Source organism: Janibacter sp. Y6 (assembly GCF_040900765.1).
GTDB classification, from domain to species: domain Bacteria; phylum Actinomycetota; class Actinomycetes; order Actinomycetales; family Dermatophilaceae; genus Marihabitans; species Marihabitans melonis.
Genome location: NZ_JAKLYZ010000003.1, coordinates 65,010 through 83,273, shown reverse-complemented (window position 1 = coordinate 83,273; position 18,264 = coordinate 65,010). Strand labels below are relative to the sequence as shown.

Sequence of the window (18,264 nt, the reverse complement as noted above, 5' to 3'; positions counted from 1 at the left end):
TCAGCCCTTCGCCAGGCCCTGGAGCAGCTGACGTGCCATCACCACTCGCTGGATCTGGTTGGTGCCCTCGTAGATCTGGGTGATCTTCGCGTCGCGCATCATCCGCTCCAGCGGGAAGTCACGGGTGTAGCCCGCCCCGCCGAGGAGCTGGACCGCGTCGGTCGTCACCCGCATCGCCATGTCCGAGGCGTAGGCCTTCGCGGCCGCGCCGAAGAAGGTGAGGTCGGCGTCGCCGCGCTCGGACTTCGCGGCCGCGACGTAGACCATCTGCCGAGCGGCCTCGAGCTCCATCGCCATGTCGGCGAGCATGAACTGGATGCCCTGGAAGTCGGCGACGGCCTTGCCGAACTGCGAGCGCTCCTTGACGTAGGCCAGCGCGTGGTCGAGCGCGCCCTGGGCGATGCCCACGGCCTGCGCGCCGATGGTGATGCGGGTGTGGTCCAGGGTCCGCAGGGCGATCTTCAGCCCCTCGCCCTCGGCGCCGACGATGCGGTCGCCGGGCAGACGCACGTCGTCGAAGTGCAGCTCACGGGTCGGGCTGCCCTTGATGCCGAGCTTGCGCTCCTTCTCGCCGAAGGTGAAGCCCTCGTCGGACTTCTCCACGACGAAGGCGCTGATGTTGCGCCCGCGCTCGCCGTCGGGGTCGGTGACCGCGAGCACCGTGTAGTACTCCGAGACGCCGGCGCCCGTGATCCACGCCTTGCTGCCCCGCAGCACCCAGTCCTCGCCGTCCTTCGTGGCCCGGCAGCGCATGCCCGCGGTGTCCGAGCCGGCCTCGCGCTCGGAGAGCCCGTAGGAGAAAAAGCCCTCGCCGGAGGCGAGCTTGGGCATGTACCGCGCGTTGATCTCCGGCGAGCCGCCGAGGATGACCGGCAGCGAGCCGAGCTTGTTGACCGCGGGGATGAGCGAGGAGCTCGCGCAGACGCGCGCGACCTCCTCGATGATGATGCAGACCGCGAGCGCGTCGGCGCCGACGCCGTCGTGCTCCTCGGCGACGTGCGCCGCGTGGAAGTCGGCCGCGACGAGGGCGTCGTGCGCCTCCTGCGGGTAGCGGCTCTCCTCGTCGACGGCAGCGGCGAAGGGGGCGATCTTCGCCTCGGAGACCGCACGCACCGCCTCTCGGAGGGCCTCGTGGTCCTCGCTCGTGCGGAAGAGGTCGAAGTCGGCGTCAGCGCTCACGAGCCCGATGCTACGTCCGGCCGGCGCGAGACCGGCACGCCCCCCGCCCGGAGGTGAGCAATCGCTCACTCACCGGGTCGAAGAAGGAGCGTCACCTCGAGGTGACGCTCCTTCGTCGAACCAGGGCGGGTCGGCTCAGGAGTCGGAGCCGAAGAGGTCGCGGGTGTAGATCTTGTCGTCGACGTCGGCGAGGTCGTCGGTGCGGCGGTTGGCGACGATGACGTCGGACATGGCCTTGAACTCGTCGAGGTCGCGGATGACGCGCGAGCCGTAGAAGGAGTCGTCGGTGAGCTCGGGCTCGAAGACGACGACGTCGACGCCCTTGGCCTTGATCCGCTTCATGATCCCCTGGATCGAGGAGGCCCGGAAGTTGTCCGAGCCGGCCTTCATGATGAGGCGGTGGATGCCCACGACACGGGGGCTGCGGGCCAGGACGTCCTCGGCGACGAAGTCCTTGCGGGTGCGGTTGGAGTCGACGATCGCCTGCATGAGGTTCTGCGGGACGTCCTGGTAGTTGGCGAGCATCTGCTTGGTGTCCTTGGGCAGGCAGTAGCCGCCGTAGCCGAAGCTCGGGTTGTTGTAGTGCGTGCCGATGCGGGGGTCGTGGCCGACGCCCTCGATGATCTGGCGGGTGTTGAGCCCGTGGGTCGCGGCGAAGGTGTCGAGCTCGTTGAAGTAGGCGACGCGCATCGCGAGGTAGGTGTTGGCGAAGAGCTTGATCGCCTCGGCCTCGGTGGAGTCGGTGAGCAGCACCGGGATGTCGCTGTCCTCGGCGGCCTCGACGAGCAGGTCGGCGAAGCGGCGCGCACGGTCGCTGATCTCGCCGACGACGATGCGCGAGGGGTGGAGGTTGTCGTAGAGGGCCCGGCCCTCGCGCAGGAACTCCGGCGAGAAGATGACGTCGGGGGTGCCCAGGCGCTCGCGCACGCCAGCGGTGTAGCCGACGGGGATCGTGGACTTGATGACCATCGTCGCGCCCGGGGCGTGCTCCATGACGTCGGCGATGACGCCCTCGACGGTGGAGGTGTTGAAGTAGTTCGTCTGCGGGTCGTAGTCCGTGGGCGTGGCGATGACGACGTACTCGGCGCCGGCGTAGGCCTCGGCCTTGTCGAGCGTGAAGCGCAGGTCGAGCTCGCGGTGGGCGAGGAAGTCGACGATCTCGGGGTCCGCTATCGGGCTGCGCCGGTCGTTGAGGGCCTCGACCCGGTCGGGCGCGATGTCGAAGCCGACCACCTCGTTGTGCTGCGCGAGGAGGACGGCCATGGACAGGCCGACGTAACCGGTGCCGACGACGGCGATGCGAGTGCTCACGGGGTCCCTGTCTACCTGGGGGTGCGGACACGGCATTATCACCCGCCCCCCGACCCGCTCCGAAATGACCCGGCGCGCCCCTCCCTACGACCGGGTCGGAAGGCAGAGACTGACCCGATGAGCCTGACCCATCAGAACGACGACGACCTCATGCGAGAGCTCATGGCCGACCCGGGCATCTGGGTGGTCGTGGGGCTGTCCAACAACACCGAGCGTGACGCCTACCGCGTCGCCCGCTGGCTGAAGTACGAGCTCGGCAAGGGCATCATCCCGGTGCACCCCGACGCCGAGGACGTCGACGGCGACACGGGCTACGCCTCGCTCGCCGACATCCCGGACGGCACCGACGTCAAGGTCGTCGACTGCTTCGTCAACAGCACCGAGGTCGGGTCGGTCGTCGACCAGGCGATTGCGCACAAGGACCGGCTGCAGATCGACGCGATCTGGATGCAGCTCGGCGTCGTCGACGCCGCCGCGGCCGACCGCGCCCGCGCCGTCGGTCTCGACGTCGTCATGGACACATGCCCGAAGATCCAGGCCCGTCGGCTGCGCACCATGGGCTCCCACCGCTAGGACACCGGCGGCGAAGGGGGGTCAGCGCTGCGCGCGCAGCGCCTCCCCCTTCGCCCGGGCGGACGCCTCGAGGTCGGCGGCGAAGTCGACGAGCGCCGAGCGCAGGCGCGCCGCCTCCTCGCCCTTGCCCGCCCCGAGGATCCGCGCGGCGAGCAGGCCCGCGTTGCGGGCGCCGCCGACGGCGACGGTCGCGACGGGGATGCCCGCGGGCATCTGGACGATGGAGAGCAGGCTGTCCATGCCGTCGAGGTACTTCAGCGGGACCGGCACGCCGATGACCGGCAGCGGCGTCACCGACGCGAGCATGCCCGGCAGATGAGCCGCTCCGCCGGCGCCGGCGATGATGACGCGCAGCCCGCGCTCGGCGGCCTGCTGCCCGTACTCGATCATCGCCGTCGGCATGCGGTGCGCCGAGACGACGTCGGCCTCGTGGGCGACGCCGAGCCCGTCGAGCACCTCGGAGGCGGCCCGCATGACGGGCCAGTCGCTGTCGCTGCCCATGACGACCCCGACGACCGGCTGCTGCTCACTCACGGATGGCTCCTTCGATGTAGTCGGCGGCGTGCCGGGCCCGCTCACGCAGGTCGGCGAGGTCCTCGCCGCTGAGGTTGACGTGCCCGATCTTGCGGCCCGGGCGGACCGCCTTGCCGTAGAGGTGGACCTTGAGCTCGGGGTCGCGGGCCATGACGTGGCGGTACGTCGGGTAGAGGTCGACGTCGACGCCGCCGAGCACGTTGGCCATGACCGTCCAGCGCGCCCGGGCCCGCGGCGAGCCGAGCGGCAGGTCGAGGACCGCCCGCAGGTGCTGCTCGAACTGCCCCGTCGTCGCGCCGTCCATGCTCCAGTGCCCGGAGTTGTGCGGGCGCATCGCCAGCTCGTTGACGACGACGTGCCCCTCGGCGAGCTCGAAGAGCTCGACGGCGAAGACCCCGGTGACGTCGAGCTCGGCGGCGATGCCGAGCGCGACGTCGCTCGCCCGCTCGGCCAGCTCGGGGGTGAGCCCCGGCGCCGGGGCGAGCACCTCGGTGCAGATGCCCCCGGACTGCACGGTCTCGACGACCGGCCACACGCTGGCCTGGCCGGAGGGCGCGCGGGCGACGAGGACGGCGAGCTCGCGCACGAAGGGGACGCGCTCCTCGACGAGCAGCGGCTCGCCGGCGGCGGCCGCCCGGGCCAGCCACTCGGCGGCGTCCTCCGGCTGGGTCGCGACGAGCACGCCCTTGCCGTCGTACCCCCCGCGGGGGGTCTTGAGCACGACCGGCCAGCCGTGCTGGTCCGCGAAGGCGAGCAGCCCCCCTTCGTCACGCACCTCCGCCCACGCCGGGCACGGGATGCCGGCCGCGGAGAGCCGCTCGCGCATCGCGAGCTTGTCCTGCGCGTAGCGCAGCGCGGAGGGGCGCGGGTGGAGGGTCGCGCCGTCGGCCTCGAGGGCCGCGAGCACCTCGGCCGGCACCTGCTCGTGGTCGAAGGTCACGACGTCGCAGGCCCGGGCGAAGGCCCGGACCGCCTCGAGGTCGGTGTGCTCGCCGACGGGGGCGCTGGGGACGACGAGAGCGGCGCTGTCGTGGGCGTCGGCGGCCAGGACGGACAGCGTCACCCCCAGCTCGACGGCCGGTCCCGCGCACATCCGGGCGAGCTGACCACCACCGATGATGCCGACGACGGGGAAGCCTCCAGGAGCACGGCGCGGTGATGTCACGAATCGCAGAATAACGAGGTCACGCACTAGGCTCCCCCGGTGCCCACCGCGCCAGACACCCCGACAGGGGACGCGCCGACGCAGGGCCCTGCCCGCACGGGCCTGCGCGGCCTCGTCGACACCATCTGGCACGAGGTCGCGAAGTTCGGGGTCATCGGCCTCATCTCCTTCGTCATCGACCTCGGCGGGATGAACCTGCTCACGCACACCGTGCTCGAGGAGAAGCCGACGACGGCTCGCATCCTCAGCGGTGTCGCGGCGACGATGTTCGCGTGGTTCGGCAACCGCAGCTGGACCTTCGCCCACCGGCGCAGCCGCCCGGTCGCCCACGAGGTCACCCTCTTCTTCGTCGTCAACGGCATCGCGCTCGTCATCTCGACGCTCACGCTCGTCATCTCGCACTACGTCATGGGCCTCGAGTCGCGCCTGGCCGACAACATCTCGACGATCTTCGGCATCGGCCTCGGCACGCTCTTCCGCTTCTGGGCCTACCGGCGCTTCGTCTTCGCCAACGAGCCGCTCGACGTCGACACCTCTCCCCTGGCGGAGGACGAGCCCGTCAGCGGGTGACGTGCCCGTCCGAGAGGTAGACCTCGAAGACGGCCGGCTGGGTCTGCACGAGCTGGAGGCGACCCCCGTTGCGCTCGGCGAGGTCGCGCGCGAGCGCCAGCCCCAGGCCCGTGCCCTGCGAGGTCACCGAGCGCTCGAAGATGTGCGGCGCGATCGCCATGGGGATCCCCCGGCCCTCGTCGCGCGCCTCGACGACGATGCTCGGACCGCTGCGCCGCGGCACGACCGAGACGGTGCCCGCACCGTGCTTGAGGCCGTTCTCGACGAGCGCGCCGATGATCTGGCTGAGGTCGGAGGGGCGCACGCGGACCATGAGCCCGCGCTGGCCGGCGACCCGGATGCTGCGCTGCTCCGCGGCGAAGGCGGGCAGGTACTCGCGCTGGATCGAGGCGAGCACCGAGTCCAACGAGATGACCGGCAGCTCGACCTCGTCGGTGCGCGTGCGGGCCCGCAGGTCCTCGACGACCCCGCCGAGGCGCACCACCTGGGCGATGGCGACCTGCGCCTCCTCGTGCACCTCGTCGACGTCGTCCATGATCGCCAGCTCCTCGAGCCGCATGAGCAGCGCGGTGAGCGGGGTGCGCAGCTGGTGCGCGGCGTCGGCGGTGAAGTCGCGGTCGGTCGCGGTGCGCCGGCTCAGCTCGACGTCGCGCGCGGTGATGACCTGCGCCAGCCGGTCGATCTCCGCGACGTCCGAGCGGGGGGCGGGCGCTCCCCCTTCGCCCAGGGTCCGCACGCGCTGCGTGAGCTCGCCGATGGTGCCGGTGAGCTCGTCGGCGAGCCGGTCGCTCGCCCGGCGGGCGAGCATCGCGCTGCCGGCGACGACGAGGGCGACCCAGGCCAGGCCGACGGCGGCCCACCCGGCGAGGTGACCGGGCTCGACCTGCAGGGCCCGCTCGGGGTCGCTCGCGGCGACGAAGAGCGCGGCGACGAGCGGCAGACCCAGCCCGACGGCGAGGACGACGAGGGGCAGCGTCGTCGCGGAGAGGGCGCGGCGCCTCATCAGCCGGCGTCGAAGCGGAAGCCGACCCCCCGCACGGTCGTGATGTACCGGGGGTTGGAGGCGTCGTCACCGAGCTTCCGGCGCAGCACGGAGATGTGCATGTCGAGGGTCTTCGTCGAGCCGAACCACTCGGTCTCCCACACCTCCGCCATGAGGCGGTCGCGGGGCACGACGCGGCCGGACTCGCGCACGAGGACCGAGAGGACCTCGAACTCCTTGACCGTGAGGGCGAGCTCCTCGCCGTGGAACCACGCGCGGCGGGCCTCGGCGTCGATGCGCAGCACGCTCTCGGCGGAGGCCTCCTCGGCGGAGGTGCGACGCAGCAGGGCGCGCACGCGCGCCATGAGCTCGGCGAGCCGGAAGGGCTTGGTCACGTAGTCGTCGGCGCCGGCGTCGAGCCCCACGACCGTGTCGACCTCGTCGGCCCGGGCGGTGAGGATGAGGACGGGGACCGCCGATCCGCTCGCCCGCACGCGGCGACACACCTCGAGCCCGTCGAGCGTCGGCAGCCCGAGGTCGAGGATGAGCAGGTCGGGTCCCGAGGCGACGACGGCGTCCAGCGCCTCGCGCCCGTCGACGAACGCGTCGACGTCGTAGCCCTCCCGACGCAGAGCACGGGTCAACGGGTCGGCGATGGCTGTGTCGTCCTCGGCCAGCAGCACTCGCGTCATGGGGCCTGAGTGTAGGGGGGGGATCTGCGATCCGCCGACCGGAGCGCTCAGGGGTGCGCGGTGACGTCGATGCGGTCCCGGACACCGGTGACGCGCACGAGCCTGGAGGGGGTCACGGTGCCGATCCCGCGCAGCGAGCGCTGCCGGGTGCGGATCGTCGTGAAGCCGCTGAGGGGGGCGAGCTGGCGGGCGAGGGAGTCGTCGACGAAGACGCCGTTCGAGGGTGCGACGGCGGTCAGCCGGCTCGCGCGGTTGACGGTCGTGCCGAAGACGTCGCCGAGCCGGTTGACGACCGGGCCGTGCGCCATGCCGATGCGCACCTCGGGCAGGAGCGGCTCCTCGGTCATCGCCTCGACGAGGTCGAGCGCGATGGCGGCGGCGGGCGCGGCGTCACCGGTGAGGTACATGACCTCGTCGCCGACGGTCTTGACGACCCGCCCGCCGTGGGCGGTGACGACGTCGCTGGCGAGGATCTCGAAGCGCTGGACCATGTCGGCGAGCTCGCGCTCGGACAGCCGTCGCACGACGGCGGTGAAGTTCACGAGGTCGGCGAAGCCGACGACCCGCGGGACGCCGGTGCCGTCGGCCTCCGGGGCGTCGGCGAGGCTGCGGTTGATCGCCGCGGTGAGCTGGCGGCGCCACACGTAGACGAGGAGCGGCTCGAGCTCGTCGGCGAGCTCGGCCATCCGCACCGCGGTCTCCTCGAGCACCGGCTGCGAGGACGCGAGGTCGTAGGCGGGCACGTCGTCGCCGCCGAGCTCGGCGACCTCCTCGGCGATCGCCTCGGCGACGAGCTGGGTCTGCCAGATGGCGAGCCGGTCGAGGGTGCGGGCGAGCGCCCGGGCCATCGACAGGGCGAACTCCTCGGGGACCCCGCTGCGCACGAGCTCGGCGACCTGGCGCAGCGCCTCGAGGTCGGCCTCGGTGAACATCGCGTCCTCCTCCCCCACGAGGGGGAAGCCGAGCGCGTGCCAGAACTTGCGGGCGGAGCGGATCGAGACGCCGGCGCCGCGGGAGACCTCACGGCGACCCATCGACGCGGGGCGTCCGAGGAGGGCGCGCTCGAGGGCGTCGGGGTTGGGGTCGAGGACCGCGGGCGGGTCGAGACCGGGGTCGGGCTCGGGGTGCGGGTCCGCGCCGGGTGCCGGGGGCCGGGCCTGAGGCATGGCGCTCCCTTCGGGCCTACGACGGTGGTTGGTGACGCAGGTGGTGCACGTCACCCGCGCTCACCGTAGCCGAGCCCTGGGGACCGGCGACACGGAGCCGACCGTCGTCGTCGACCCCCTCGGCGCGGGCCCGCTGCACGCTCCCGTCGGGCAGGTGGACGTCGACCTCGCGCCCGAGGGTCGCGCAGGCCTCGCCGTAGTCGCGGCGAAGGGAGGTGAGGTCCAGCGGGTCGAGCCGGTCGCGCAGCGCGTCGAGGAGCGCGGGGACGACCTCGTCGCGGGTGGGGGCGGGCCGGCCGGCCGCCCGGGCGAGGAGGCGAAGGGAGGTCGCGGTCGGCACCGGCAGATCGGGGGCCTCGTGGTCGAGGTTGACGCCGACGCCGACGACGACGCGAGGGGGCTCCCCCTTCGAGCTCGGCGGGAGGGCCTCGCAGAGGATCCCGCAGACCTTCTGCTCGGCCGGGCCGGCGAGGACGTCGTTGGGCCACTTCAGGGCTGCGTCGAGACCGAGAGAGGCGAGGCAGTCGCGCACGGCGAGCCCGGTGCCCAGGGGGACCCAGCCGAGCGCCCCGTCGCCCTGGCCGTCGACGTCGACCTCGGCGAGGAGGGAGCACGCGATGCCGTGGCCCTCGGTGTCGGACCACGCGCGGCCGCGGCGTCCGCGCCCGGCGCTCTGGCGGCGTGCGACGACCGCCGACCAGACCGGCAGGCCGCGCACCTCGAGGTTGGTCGAGCCCACCTCGTCGACGAGGCGGACCTCGCCCCAGGCGCGCCCCGGGCGCAGTGCGGCGAGGGTCTCACGGACGACAGGTGTGGGCTCCACACGACAAGGCTAGGCTCCGGCCCATGTCCCAGAGCACCGACACCGCAGCGTCCCTCGGCGGCACCGACGTCCCCGCCGACATCGACGTGCACACCACGGCCGGCAAGCTCGCCGACCTCAAGCGCCGTGTGGCCGAGGTGGCCCACGCCGGGTCCGAGCGCGCGGTCGAGAAGCAGCACGCGAAGGGCAAGAAGACTGCCCGCGAGCGGATCGCGCTGCTCCTCGACGAGGGCACCTTCGTCGAGATGGACAAGTACGCGCGACACCGCAGCGTCGCCTTCGGGCAGGAGGCCAACCGGCCCTACGGCGACGGCGTCGTCACGGGCTACGGCACGGTCGACGGGCGCACGATCGCGGTCTTCGCGCAGGACTTCACCGTCTTCGGCGGGTCCCTCGGCGAGGTCTTCGGCGAGAAGATCACCAAGGTCATGGACTTCGCGATGAAGGTCGGCTGCCCCGTCGTCGGGCTCAACGACTCCGGCGGCGCGCGCATCCAGGAGGGCGTCGTCTCGCTCGGCCTCTACGGCGAGATCTTCCGCCGCAACGTCCACGCCTCCGGCGTCGTCCCGCAGATCTCGCTCGTCATGGGCCCGTGCGCCGGCGGCGCCGTGTACTCGCCGGCCGTCACCGACTTCACCGTCATGGTCGACCAGACCTCGCACATGTTCATCACCGGCCCCGACGTCATCAAGACCGTCACCGGCGAGGACGTGGAGTTCGAGGACCTCGGCGGTGCCCGCACGCACAACACGAAGTCCGGCGTCGCGCACTACATGGGCAGCGACGAGGAGGACGCCATCGAGTACGTCAAGGCGCTGCTGTCCTACCTGCCGAGCAACAACCTCGAGGACCCGCCCGTGCTCGGGGACGAGCTCGACCTCGAGGTCACGGATCTCGACCGCGAGCTCGACACGATCGTGCCGGACTCGGCGAACATGCCCTACGACATGCACAAGGTCATCGAGGTCGTCCTCGACGACGGCGAGTTCCTCGAGACCCAGCCGCTCTTCGCCCCGAACATCATCTGCGGCTTCGGCCGGGTCGAGGGGCGATCGGTCGGCGTCGTCGCGAACAACCCGATGCAGTTCGCCGGGACCCTCGACATCGACGCGTCCGAGAAGGCTGCGCGCTTCGTGCGCACGTGCGACGCCTTCAACGTGCCGGTGCTGACCTTCGTCGACGTGCCCGGCTTCCTGCCCGGCACCGACCAGGAGTGGGACGGCATCATCCGCCGCGGAGCGAAGCTCATCTACGCGTACGCCGAGGCCACCGTGCCGCTCGTCACCGTCATCACGCGCAAGGCGTACGGCGGCGCGTACGACGTCATGGGCTCCAAGCACCTCGGGGCCGACATCAACCTCGCGTGGCCGACCGCCCAGATCGCGGTCATGGGAGCGCAGGGCGCCGTCAACATCCTCTACCGCAAGCAGCTCGCCGCCGCGCAGGCCGCGGGCGAGGACGTCGACGCGGCCCGCCAGGCCTTCATCACCGAGTACGAGGACGCGCTGGCCAACCCCTACGTCGCGGCCGAGCGCGGGTACGTCGACACCGTCATCACCCCGAGCAACACCCGGATGAACGTCAGCCGCGCCCTGCGGGCCCTGCGCACCAAGCGCGAGACCCTGCCGGCGAAGAAGCACGGGAACATCCCGCTGTGACGGCCGACGACACCTCTGCGCAGGAGACGTCTGCGCAGGCCGTCGAGATCGTCGGCGACGCGACGCCCGAGCAGGTCGCCGCGCTCGTCGCCGTCCTCTCGGGCCTCGGTGGCGGCGAGGAGGAGCCCGCCCCGGCGAGCACCTCGCGCTGGGCGAGCCGCGAGCGCCTCGTGCGCCGCGACGTCCACGCCGGCCCCGGCGGCTGGCGCGCCTCGGCCCTCCCCCGCTGACCCCCTTCGCCCCCTCCCCCTTCGCGCGTTCGAAGACGCCCCGCACGTCCGGTCGTGCAGGGTGTCTTCGACTCATCGCGGTGCCCGCCCCCGCAGGAGCGTGAGGGCTGCCTCGACCTGGTCGACGAAGGCGTCCGGCTCGAGCCTCATCCCCAGCAGAGGGATCCGCAGGACGACGTCGCCTGACATGCTCACGGAGTTCTGGCGCAGCATGTCCTGGACCGGAGCCAGCCCCTCGAGGTGCTGGCGTCCGTCGACCTCGACCACGAGCCCCTCACGCCAGCGGACGTCGAGGTAGCACCGGCCCCCGGAGCCGGTCACGACGACCTGCCTCTCGGGCTCGGGCAGACGACGTCGGCGGCACAGCGCGGCGAAGTCGAGCTCCCCGAGCGAGTGCGCTCCGTCGACGAGGTCGGCGACGATCGTCGCCACGAAGGCCCGACGCCTCCGGCCCGGGTACTGCTCCAGCGCTGCCTCCAGCTGAGCTCCGGTCACGAGACGCTGCTGGACCGGCACGGCGAGGTAGAGGGCGGCCTGCCGATCGCTCACCGCCCACTGGGCCGCGCGCAGGGCAGCGATCGCCGGCCGGGTGCGCGGGAGACCGGCTCCCGCCGCTTCCCCCTCGACGCGCCTCGACACCTTGTGCACGGCGACGCCGTCCACGCTGGGTGAGCGCTGCAGGCTGTGGACCGAGACATGCACGACCGAGCCGACGAGCCCGCTCACCCCTGCGGCGCGCAGCGCGCTCACGCCGTCGACGAGGGCACCCCCGCCGACCTCGTGCACCGCGCGCCAGCACGCACCGACGAGCTCCACCTCGGCGCAATGGGTCACCACGCTGTGCCGCCCCCATGCCGCCCACCGGCGGTCACGCACCAAGCGCGCGGTCACCCCTCGCTCGATGCCCAGGCTGCGCAGCTGGCCCCGGCTCAGCACTCCGCCATGGTCGAGCGAGAGACGTTCGGCGCGCTCGACCCGTCGACGGGTGGTCTCCGAGATCATGCGGCGAGGATGGAGCGGCCGGCCACCGCGCGCGGGTGGCCACCTCGTGCCTGGGGAGGGCGGCAGTCCGAGACGGCCCCCTGTGGACGACGCAGTCGAAGACGTCGTGCACGCCCGGTCGTGCGCACCGTCTTCGACCCCCGGATACTCTCGCCCCCATGCAGCCCCAGGTCATCTCCGTCAACGTCGGGCGGCCGATGCACCAGCGGGTCCCGAAGGACAAGGCCACCGGCATCGGCAAGGTCCCCGTCGACGTCGTCACCGTGACCGACCCCGGGCGCAAGCGCGTCGAGGACGGGCACGGGGTGTCGGGGGTCGAGGGCGACTTCATCGGCAACGGCCGCCACCACGGCGGGAGCGACCAGGCGGTGTACGCCTTCGCCCGCGAGGAGCTCGAGCGGTGGGGAGCAGAGCTCGGCCGCGACCTCGCCCCCGGCCTCTTCGGCGAGAACCTCACGACGCAGGGCCTCGACGTCGACGCCGCCGAGATCGGCGACACGTGGCGGGTCGGCGGCGCGGTGCTCCAGGTCTCCGGGCCCCGGGTGCCGTGCGCGACCTTCGCCGCCCGCATGGAGGAGCGCGGCTGGGTCAAGCGCTTCGCCCAGCGTGGACGCTCCGGGGCCTACCTGCGCGTGATCGAGCCCGGCGACATCCGCCCCGGCGACACCGTCGTCGTCGAGCCGTCCGCCAGCGGCCTCGACGTGCCGACGACGCTGCGGGCGCTCATGGGCGACCCGGACGCCGCTCGACTCGTCCTCGCGACCGGCCTCTTCGAGGGCAGCACCGAGGCGACGACGATGCGGCGGGTCGTGCGCACGAAGGGGTAGCGTCCGCCGCGTGACGTCACCCACCGACACCCCGCGCCAGCGCACCGAGATCGACCGCATCGCCGAGGACTACCTCGACGCCTCCGTCGAGCTGAGCCCGCTCGAGGCGACCTACCTCGGGGTACCGGGACGCGAGGACGCCCTCGACGACCTCTCCCCCGCGGGCCTGGCCGCCCACAGCGAGCTGCGCCGCCGCACCCTCGCCGAGCTCGAGGCCGCCACCCCCGTCGACGACGTCGACCGCGTCACGGTCGAGGCCATGCGCGAGCGGCTCGGCCTGGCCGAGGAGATCCACGCCGCCGGCCTCGACGCGATGGAGCTCAACAACATCGCCTCGCCCATGCAGGCCGTGCGCGACGTCCTCGACCTCATGCCCACCGACACCGAGGAGCAGTGGGCGACGATCAGCCGTCGCATCGCCGCGATCCCGACGGCGCTGTCGCAGTACGCCGAGTCGCTGCGCCACGCCGCCGACCGCGGTCTCGTCGCCTCGCGCCGCCAGGTCGACGTGTGCGCCGAGCAGGCCCGCGAGCTCGCCGCCGACGACTCCTACCTCGGGACCCTGCCGAGCAGCGCCCGGGTCGGCGACGCGGAGCCGAGCGCCCCCCTTCGCTCCGATCTCGAGACCTCGACGGCCGCCGCGCGCCAGGCCTACCTCGACCTCGCCGACGCCCTCGTCGCGCTGCGCGAGCAGGCGCCCGACACCCTCGGCTGCGGCCGCGAGCGCTACGCCCTGCACTCCCGCGCCTTCCTCGGCAGCGAGGTCGATCTCGAGGAGACCTACGCGTGGGGCCAGGAGGAGCTCGCCCGGATCACCGCGCAGATGGAGCAGGTCGCCGAGCAGATCCGCCCCGGCGCCTCGGTCAAGGAGGCCATCGCGATCCTCGAGGAGGATCCCGCGTACCGCCTCGAGGGGACCGACGCCCTGCGCGCGTGGATGCAGGGCAAGGCCGACGAGGCCGTGAGCGCGCTCGGCGGCTCCCACTTCGACATCCCCGACCCGGTGCGCACCATCGAGTGCCGCATCGCGCCGACGCAGACCGGCGGCATCTACTACACCGGTCCCAGCGACGACTTCGCCCGCCCCGGCCGGATGTGGTGGTCGGTGCCGAAGGGGGTCACGACCTTCGGCACGTGGCGCGAGCTGACGACCGTCTACCACGAGGGCGTCCCGGGCCATCACCTCCAGGTCGGCCAGACGGTCTACCGCCGCGAGCTGCTCAACCGCTGGCGCCGCCTCGCGGCGTGGACCTCCGGGCACGGCGAGGGTTGGGCGCTGTACGCCGAGTGGCTCATGGCCGAGCTCGGCTACATGGACCACCCGGGCAACCGCATGGGCCTGCTCGACGGGCAGAGCCTGCGGGCCGCGCGCGTCGTCATCGACATCGGCGTGCACTGCGGCTTCGAGGCCCCCGCCGAGGTCGGCGGTGGCGAGTGGACCTACGAGAAGGCCTGGACCTTCCTCGACACGCACGCCAACCAGGGCACCGAGCAGCTGCGCTTCGAGCTCGACCGCTACCTCGGCTGGCCGGGCCAGGCCCCGAGCTACAAGATCGGCGAGCGGCTGTGGATGGAGCTGCGCGACGAGGTCGCCCGCCGCGAGGGCGACGACTTCGACCTCGCCGCCTTCCACCGTCGCTCGCTCGACATCGGCGGCGTCGGCCTGGACACCCTGCGCCGGGCGGTCCTCCAGGAGCTCTGAGAAAAGCCCTCGGGGACAGGCGGCACCCCAATACCGTGGGCTGACACACGCCACGACCCTGAGGTGCTCCATGCCTGAGCCGCACATGATCCTCGTCCCCTGCGCAGTGCTCATCGCACTGGCCGGGTGCTCGTCGGGCTCCGGCCCGCAGGCGACCGCTACCCAGACCGTCATCGTCTCCGAGCGGACCGTGACGGAGACGGCGGCGCCGAGCAGCACGTCGTCTCGGCCCACCACGCCGAGGAGCACGTCGGCCTCTCGAAGCACGACGACCACCGCAGTCCCCGCAGCGGACCTGCCGACAGGGGCAGGCGCCTACGCGGACGAGCTGGTCCAGGCGTGGGGCATCGGTGACCGCGCGGGGGCAGACACGTACGCGACGAGCGACACGGTCGCCACGCTCTTCGCGAGCTCGTCACGCGGCGGGGGCGACTGGGTCCGTGGAGCCAGCCTCGTCCAGGACGCCCGGACCCAGGTGAAGTACGAGCGCACCAGCACCGACAAGGTCATCTACCTCGTCGTCGACACCGCGACCGCCGCACGAGGTGACGAGGACGCCGTCGTCGGCCTGAGCTTCGACTGGGAGGGTGCCGACTACTCCGCCGAGGACTACTCGGAGAACTATCTCGCAGCCGGGCTCCCGACGGGCGCCGGAGAGTACTCGGACGGCTTCGTCCGCGCATGGGGCGCGGGTCGCACGACGGACGCCGACACCTACGCGTGGTCCTCGGTCATGGACACCGTGGGGGCGTACGACGGACCGGGCGGCGGCGACTGGGCGCGCACGGGAACAGGACCAGGTGAGGTCACGTCGGCCACGTACAAGAACTCGTCCGGGTGGACCCTGACCCTCTACCTGGACCCGTCCGCCCTCGCCGTCGGGGCGCAGGACGCGATCACCTACGCGGAGTTCACGCACTGACCCGACCACCCCATGGCGAAGGGGGACCCCCACGACCTCGTGGGGGTCCCCCTTCGTCGCGCGCGGGGCGCCGCTCCCTCAGAGCCGCCAGCAGCTGCTCGGCTGGTTGAGCCCGGCGAAGCGCGCCTCGAAGAAGAGCATCGACTTCTCCACGTGCGGGAGGAAGCCGCCGAGGTGGGTCGGGGTGATGCCCGCGTTGAAGGTGACGCGGCTGCCGCGGTCGCACCAGTCGCTGCCGAGCTGCTTGCCCCCGGCGTAGGGGATGACGTCGTCCGCGACGGCGTGGTTGATGACGACCGGCGCGTTCGGCGTGCGCCGCCCGATGCGCTGCTCGTCGACGGCGCTCGCGAAGGGCTCGCGCCCGAGCAGCTCGGTGAGCGAGGACCCGTCAGCGGTGTACCTGCGGCTGTCCTTGAAGGAGTAGTCGAAGAGGTCGAAGACGCATGCACCCTCGACCTTCGAGGTCAGGGCGACGCCGTCGGCGTTCAGGTACGGCTCGGGGTCGATGCCCGCGTCCTGGGCGACGCCCAGGAGCGCGAAGGTCGCGAAGGCGAAGTAGAAGGAGCTGTCGATGTTCGCCCCCACCGAGGCGAGGTCGGCCGTCGGGGCGCCGATCGCCGAGCCCTTGATCGCGAGCTCCGGGGCGTACGTCCCCGCCAGCTCGGCCGCCGAGGCCGCCGCGCCACCGCCCTGCGAGTAGCCCATGAGGCCGACCGGCGTCGAGCTCGTCACGCCGCTGCCCTGGAGGTTGCGCGCGGCGCGCGCCATGTCGAGCACTGCGTGGCCCTGCGCCCCGCGGGCGACGTACGTGTGGGTGCCGGGGGTGCCCAGACCCTGGTAGTCGGTGATGCCGACCGCGTAGCCGCGACCGATCGTGCGCGTGAGCCCGATGCCCTCGTACTCGACGAGCTCGGCCATCTGGCGCGACGGGGCGCACCGGTCGGCCAACCCCTGGGTGCCGGGGGCGTAGGAGACGAAGGGGCGACGCGACGCCCCGATGTAGGGGGTCTTCGGCACGAAGATCGTGCCCGTCACGGCGATCGGGCGCCCGGTGCTGTCGGTCGAGGAGTACATCACGCGGGTCGCGGTGACGACCGAGCCCGACAGGCCCAGCGGGTCGAGGAGCAGCGGAGCCGGCTCGGAGCGGATGATCGTGCCGGGCGTGGCCGGGATCGTCGCCGGCGGCTCGTAGAAGGCCGGGCGGGCCGGCTCCGGCGTGCCCGTGAGCGTCTGCGCACCGGCGGTGCCGGGGACGTCCCCGGGTCCGGCGCTCGCCACCGGGGCGGCGACGAGGGCGAGGGCGGCGGCCACGGCGAGCGCGGGCACGGTACGGCGGCGTGTCTTCATCGACGGTCCTCCACGGTGAGGCAGCCCGGTGGTCCGAGCCGGCCCGTTCGACGCTATTGATGAGTTACAAGACCGGCAACCGCTCGAGACGTGCCCTGCGTCATACGGTGCACGCGTGCGCCCCCTCGTCCTCGCCTCCGCCTCACCCGCCCGCCGCGAGCTCCTCGAGCGTGCCGGCGTTCGCCCGACGACCCGGCCGAGCGCGGTCGACGAGGACGCCGTCGAGCGAGCCGCACGCGCGGCGGACCCCGGGCTGGACGCCGCCGGCCTCGTCGTCGAGCTCGCCCGGGCGAAGGGCGAGCACGTCGCCTCGTCGTGGCCGCGGGACGACGAGGCGCCGGTCGTCGTCGCGTGCGACTCCGTCCTCGAGGTCGGCGGTGCGGTCGTCGGCAAGCCCCACGAGCCGCACGTCGCCGTCGAGCGGTGGCGGCAGATGCGCGGTGGCGAAGGGGTGCTCCACACCGGTCAGTGGGTGCGAGACCTCGCCACCGGCGCGACGACCTCGGCGGCGGCCTCGACGCGGCTGCGCTTCGCCGAGCTCTCCGACGACGAGATCGAGGCCTACGTCGCGACGGGCGAGCCGCTCGAGGTGGCGGGCGCCTTCACCATCGACGGGCTCGGCTCCCCCTTCGTCGAGGTGCTCGAGGGCGACCACGGCACGGTCATCGGGCTCAGCCTGCCGCTGCTGCGCCGGATGCTGCTCGACCTCGGCGTCGGGTGGTTCGAGGTCGTCTCGCACTGACGTCGCCGCGGTCCACCACCAACAACTACTTTCCAAAGACGAAAGTAGTTGTTACTGTGCTTCCCATGGACATCGAGCAGCCGACCCCCACCCCGGAGCAGGCCCGCGACGCGCTCGCCGAGGCCGAGGCCAACGCCGTGCGAGACCACCGCGACGTCCAGGTGCACGCCCTGGCGGTCGCCGGCTTCGGCACCCTCATCGGGCTCTTCGTCGCCGCCCGAGAGCTGTTCAGCGGCCCGTGGACGGGCCTGCTCACCGCCGCCTACCTCGCCGGTCTCGTCGGCCTGGCCACGTGGCAGACCCGCGCACCGCGCTCGGCGCCGCGCCACAGCAAGCGCACCGGCTACCTCGGTCTCGCCGGCACCCTCGTCATGGTCGTCGTCTCGGTCGGGCTGCTCAACTGGCGCGGCCACGACCGCCAGCCCGAGCTGTGGCTCGTGCTCCTGTCAGCCCTGCTCGTCGCGGCCCCGATGCTCCTGGCGGCCGCCCGCATCTACCGCGCCGCGCGTCGATGAGCGCACCCGGCCGGCACGCCCGCCACCGGCTCGACGAGACGATCCACGCCCCGGTGCGCTTCAGCATCGTCACGACCCTCGCCGGGTCCGACGAGGTCGAGTTCTCCGCCGTGCGCGACACCGTCGAGGTGAGCGACTCGGTCCTCTCGCGCCAGGTGAGCACGCTCGAGGCCGCGGGCTACGTCAAGGTCCGCAAGGGCTACGTCGGCAAGCGTCCCCGCACCTGGCTCTCGCTCACCGCCGCCGGACGACGCGCGCTCACCGCCCACCTCGACGCCCTGCGCGAGATCGCCGGCGGCCGTCCCTGACCGGGATCAGGACCAG

General features: G+C 72.6%; 20 protein-coding genes. 10 read left to right on the top strand and 10 right to left on the bottom strand.

The features are described from left to right. A complete protein-coding gene (locus tag L6241_RS07980) occupies positions 1-1,179 on the bottom strand; it encodes an acyl-CoA dehydrogenase family protein (RefSeq protein WP_368245664.1) in 1,179 nt (392 codons plus the stop codon). Positions 1,180-1,314: 135 nt separating this feature from the next. Continuing rightward, the gene (locus tag L6241_RS07975) at positions 1,315-2,490 is read right to left on the bottom strand and encodes a nucleotide sugar dehydrogenase (RefSeq protein WP_268884180.1); all 1,176 of its coding nucleotides are present in this window, start codon (positions 2,488-2,490) and stop codon (positions 1,315-1,317) included. Between the two features lie 117 nt (positions 2,491-2,607). Between L6241_RS07975 and L6241_RS07970 the strand changes: the two genes are divergently transcribed. Further along, positions 2,608-3,063: a CoA-binding protein gene (locus L6241_RS07970; protein WP_368245663.1), complete on the top strand. Its 456-nt coding sequence runs from the start codon at positions 2,608-2,610 to the stop codon at positions 3,061-3,063. A 21-nt stretch (positions 3,064-3,084) separates the two neighbouring features. On the opposite strand, the gene purE is transcribed toward L6241_RS07970, so the two are convergent. Continuing rightward, positions 3,085-3,564, bottom strand: coding sequence for a 5-(carboxyamino)imidazole ribonucleotide mutase (purE, locus tag L6241_RS07965; RefSeq protein WP_368246067.1), 480 nt, complete (start codon positions 3,562-3,564; stop codon positions 3,085-3,087). 25 nt (positions 3,565-3,589) lie between these two features. Next, positions 3,590-4,762 (bottom strand): 5-(carboxyamino)imidazole ribonucleotide synthase, encoded by a 1,173-nt coding sequence (locus L6241_RS07960; RefSeq protein WP_368245661.1) that lies wholly within the window; start codon positions 4,760-4,762, stop codon positions 3,590-3,592. 39 nt (positions 4,763-4,801) lie between these two features. On the opposite strand from L6241_RS07960, the gene L6241_RS07955 reads away from it, so the two are divergent. After that, complete coding sequence (locus L6241_RS07955; protein WP_368245660.1) at positions 4,802-5,332, top strand: GtrA family protein; 531 nt, start codon at positions 4,802-4,804, stop codon at positions 5,330-5,332. Here the strand turns inward: L6241_RS07955 and L6241_RS07950 are convergent. The 4 genes from L6241_RS07950 to L6241_RS07935 are packed head-to-tail and all read right to left on the bottom strand — an operon-like array spanning position 5,322 to position 8,995. Beyond that, on the bottom strand, positions 5,322-6,335 hold the full coding sequence (locus L6241_RS07950) for a HAMP domain-containing sensor histidine kinase (protein WP_354587685.1): 1,014 nt from the start codon (positions 6,333-6,335) through the stop codon (positions 5,322-5,324). The genes L6241_RS07955 and L6241_RS07950 overlap by 11 nt on opposite strands. Beyond that, on the bottom strand, positions 6,335-7,006 hold the full coding sequence (locus L6241_RS07945; RefSeq protein ID WP_068273459.1) for a response regulator transcription factor: 672 nt from the start codon (positions 7,004-7,006) through the stop codon (positions 6,335-6,337). Before L6241_RS07945 ends, L6241_RS07950 begins: the two co-directional genes overlap by 1 nt. A 47-nt stretch (positions 7,007-7,053) precedes the next feature. Continuing rightward, entirely contained in the window at positions 7,054-8,172 is a 1,119-nt protein-coding gene (locus L6241_RS07940) for an adenylate/guanylate cyclase domain-containing protein (RefSeq protein WP_251718613.1), read from the bottom strand. 16 nt (positions 8,173-8,188) lie between these two features. Further along, complete coding sequence (locus L6241_RS07935; protein ID WP_368245659.1) at positions 8,189-8,995, bottom strand: biotin--[acetyl-CoA-carboxylase] ligase; 807 nt, start codon at positions 8,993-8,995, stop codon at positions 8,189-8,191. Positions 8,996-9,018: 23 nt separating this feature from the next. On the opposite strand from L6241_RS07935, the gene L6241_RS07930 reads away from it, so the two are divergent. After that, positions 9,019-10,653: an acyl-CoA carboxylase subunit beta gene (locus tag L6241_RS07930; protein ID WP_368245658.1), complete on the top strand. Its 1,635-nt coding sequence runs from the start codon at positions 9,019-9,021 to the stop codon at positions 10,651-10,653. Continuing rightward, a complete protein-coding gene (locus L6241_RS07925; RefSeq protein ID WP_068273451.1) occupies positions 10,650-10,883 on the top strand; it encodes an acyl-CoA carboxylase subunit epsilon in 234 nt (77 codons plus the stop codon). Before L6241_RS07930 ends, L6241_RS07925 begins: the two co-directional genes overlap by 4 nt. Positions 10,884-10,955: 72 nt before the next feature. On the opposite strand, the gene L6241_RS07920 is transcribed toward L6241_RS07925, so the two are convergent. Continuing rightward, entirely contained in the window at positions 10,956-11,885 is a 930-nt protein-coding gene (locus L6241_RS07920) for a hypothetical protein (protein WP_368245657.1), read from the bottom strand. A 158-nt stretch (positions 11,886-12,043) separates the two neighbouring features. Between L6241_RS07920 and L6241_RS07915 the strand changes: the two genes are divergently transcribed. From L6241_RS07915 to L6241_RS07905, 3 genes are all read left to right on the top strand, one after another. Then, positions 12,044-12,712 (top strand): MOSC domain-containing protein, encoded by a 669-nt coding sequence (locus L6241_RS07915; RefSeq protein WP_368245656.1) that lies wholly within the window; start codon positions 12,044-12,046, stop codon positions 12,710-12,712. A gap of 10 nt (positions 12,713-12,722) precedes the next feature. Next, on the top strand, positions 12,723-14,414 hold the full coding sequence (locus L6241_RS07910; RefSeq protein WP_368245655.1) for a DUF885 domain-containing protein: 1,692 nt from the start codon (positions 12,723-12,725) through the stop codon (positions 14,412-14,414). Between the two features lie 70 nt (positions 14,415-14,484). Continuing rightward, positions 14,485-15,336 (top strand): hypothetical protein, encoded by an 852-nt coding sequence (locus L6241_RS07905; RefSeq protein WP_368245654.1) that lies wholly within the window; start codon positions 14,485-14,487, stop codon positions 15,334-15,336. A gap of 78 nt (positions 15,337-15,414) precedes the next feature. On the opposite strand, the gene L6241_RS07900 is transcribed toward L6241_RS07905, so the two are convergent. After that, complete coding sequence (locus L6241_RS07900; RefSeq protein WP_368245653.1) at positions 15,415-16,683, bottom strand: lipase family protein; 1,269 nt, start codon at positions 16,681-16,683, stop codon at positions 15,415-15,417. 115 nt (positions 16,684-16,798) lie between these two features. Between L6241_RS07900 and L6241_RS07895 the strand changes: the two genes are divergently transcribed. The 3 genes from L6241_RS07895 to L6241_RS07885 all read left to right on the top strand — a co-directional run bounded on the left by L6241_RS07895 (position 16,799) and on the right by L6241_RS07885 (position 18,248). Then, the gene (locus tag L6241_RS07895; protein ID WP_368245652.1) at positions 16,799-17,425 is read left to right on the top strand and encodes a nucleoside triphosphate pyrophosphatase; all 627 of its coding nucleotides are present in this window, start codon (positions 16,799-16,801) and stop codon (positions 17,423-17,425) included. A gap of 65 nt (positions 17,426-17,490) precedes the next feature. Next, complete coding sequence (locus tag L6241_RS07890) at positions 17,491-17,940, top strand: hypothetical protein (RefSeq protein WP_368245651.1); 450 nt, start codon at positions 17,491-17,493, stop codon at positions 17,938-17,940. After that, positions 17,937-18,248 (top strand): transcriptional regulator, encoded by a 312-nt coding sequence (locus L6241_RS07885; protein WP_068273435.1) that lies wholly within the window; start codon positions 17,937-17,939, stop codon positions 18,246-18,248. The genes L6241_RS07890 and L6241_RS07885 overlap by 4 nt, the downstream gene beginning before the upstream one ends. The last annotated feature ends 16 nt before the right edge of the window (positions 18,249-18,264 follow it).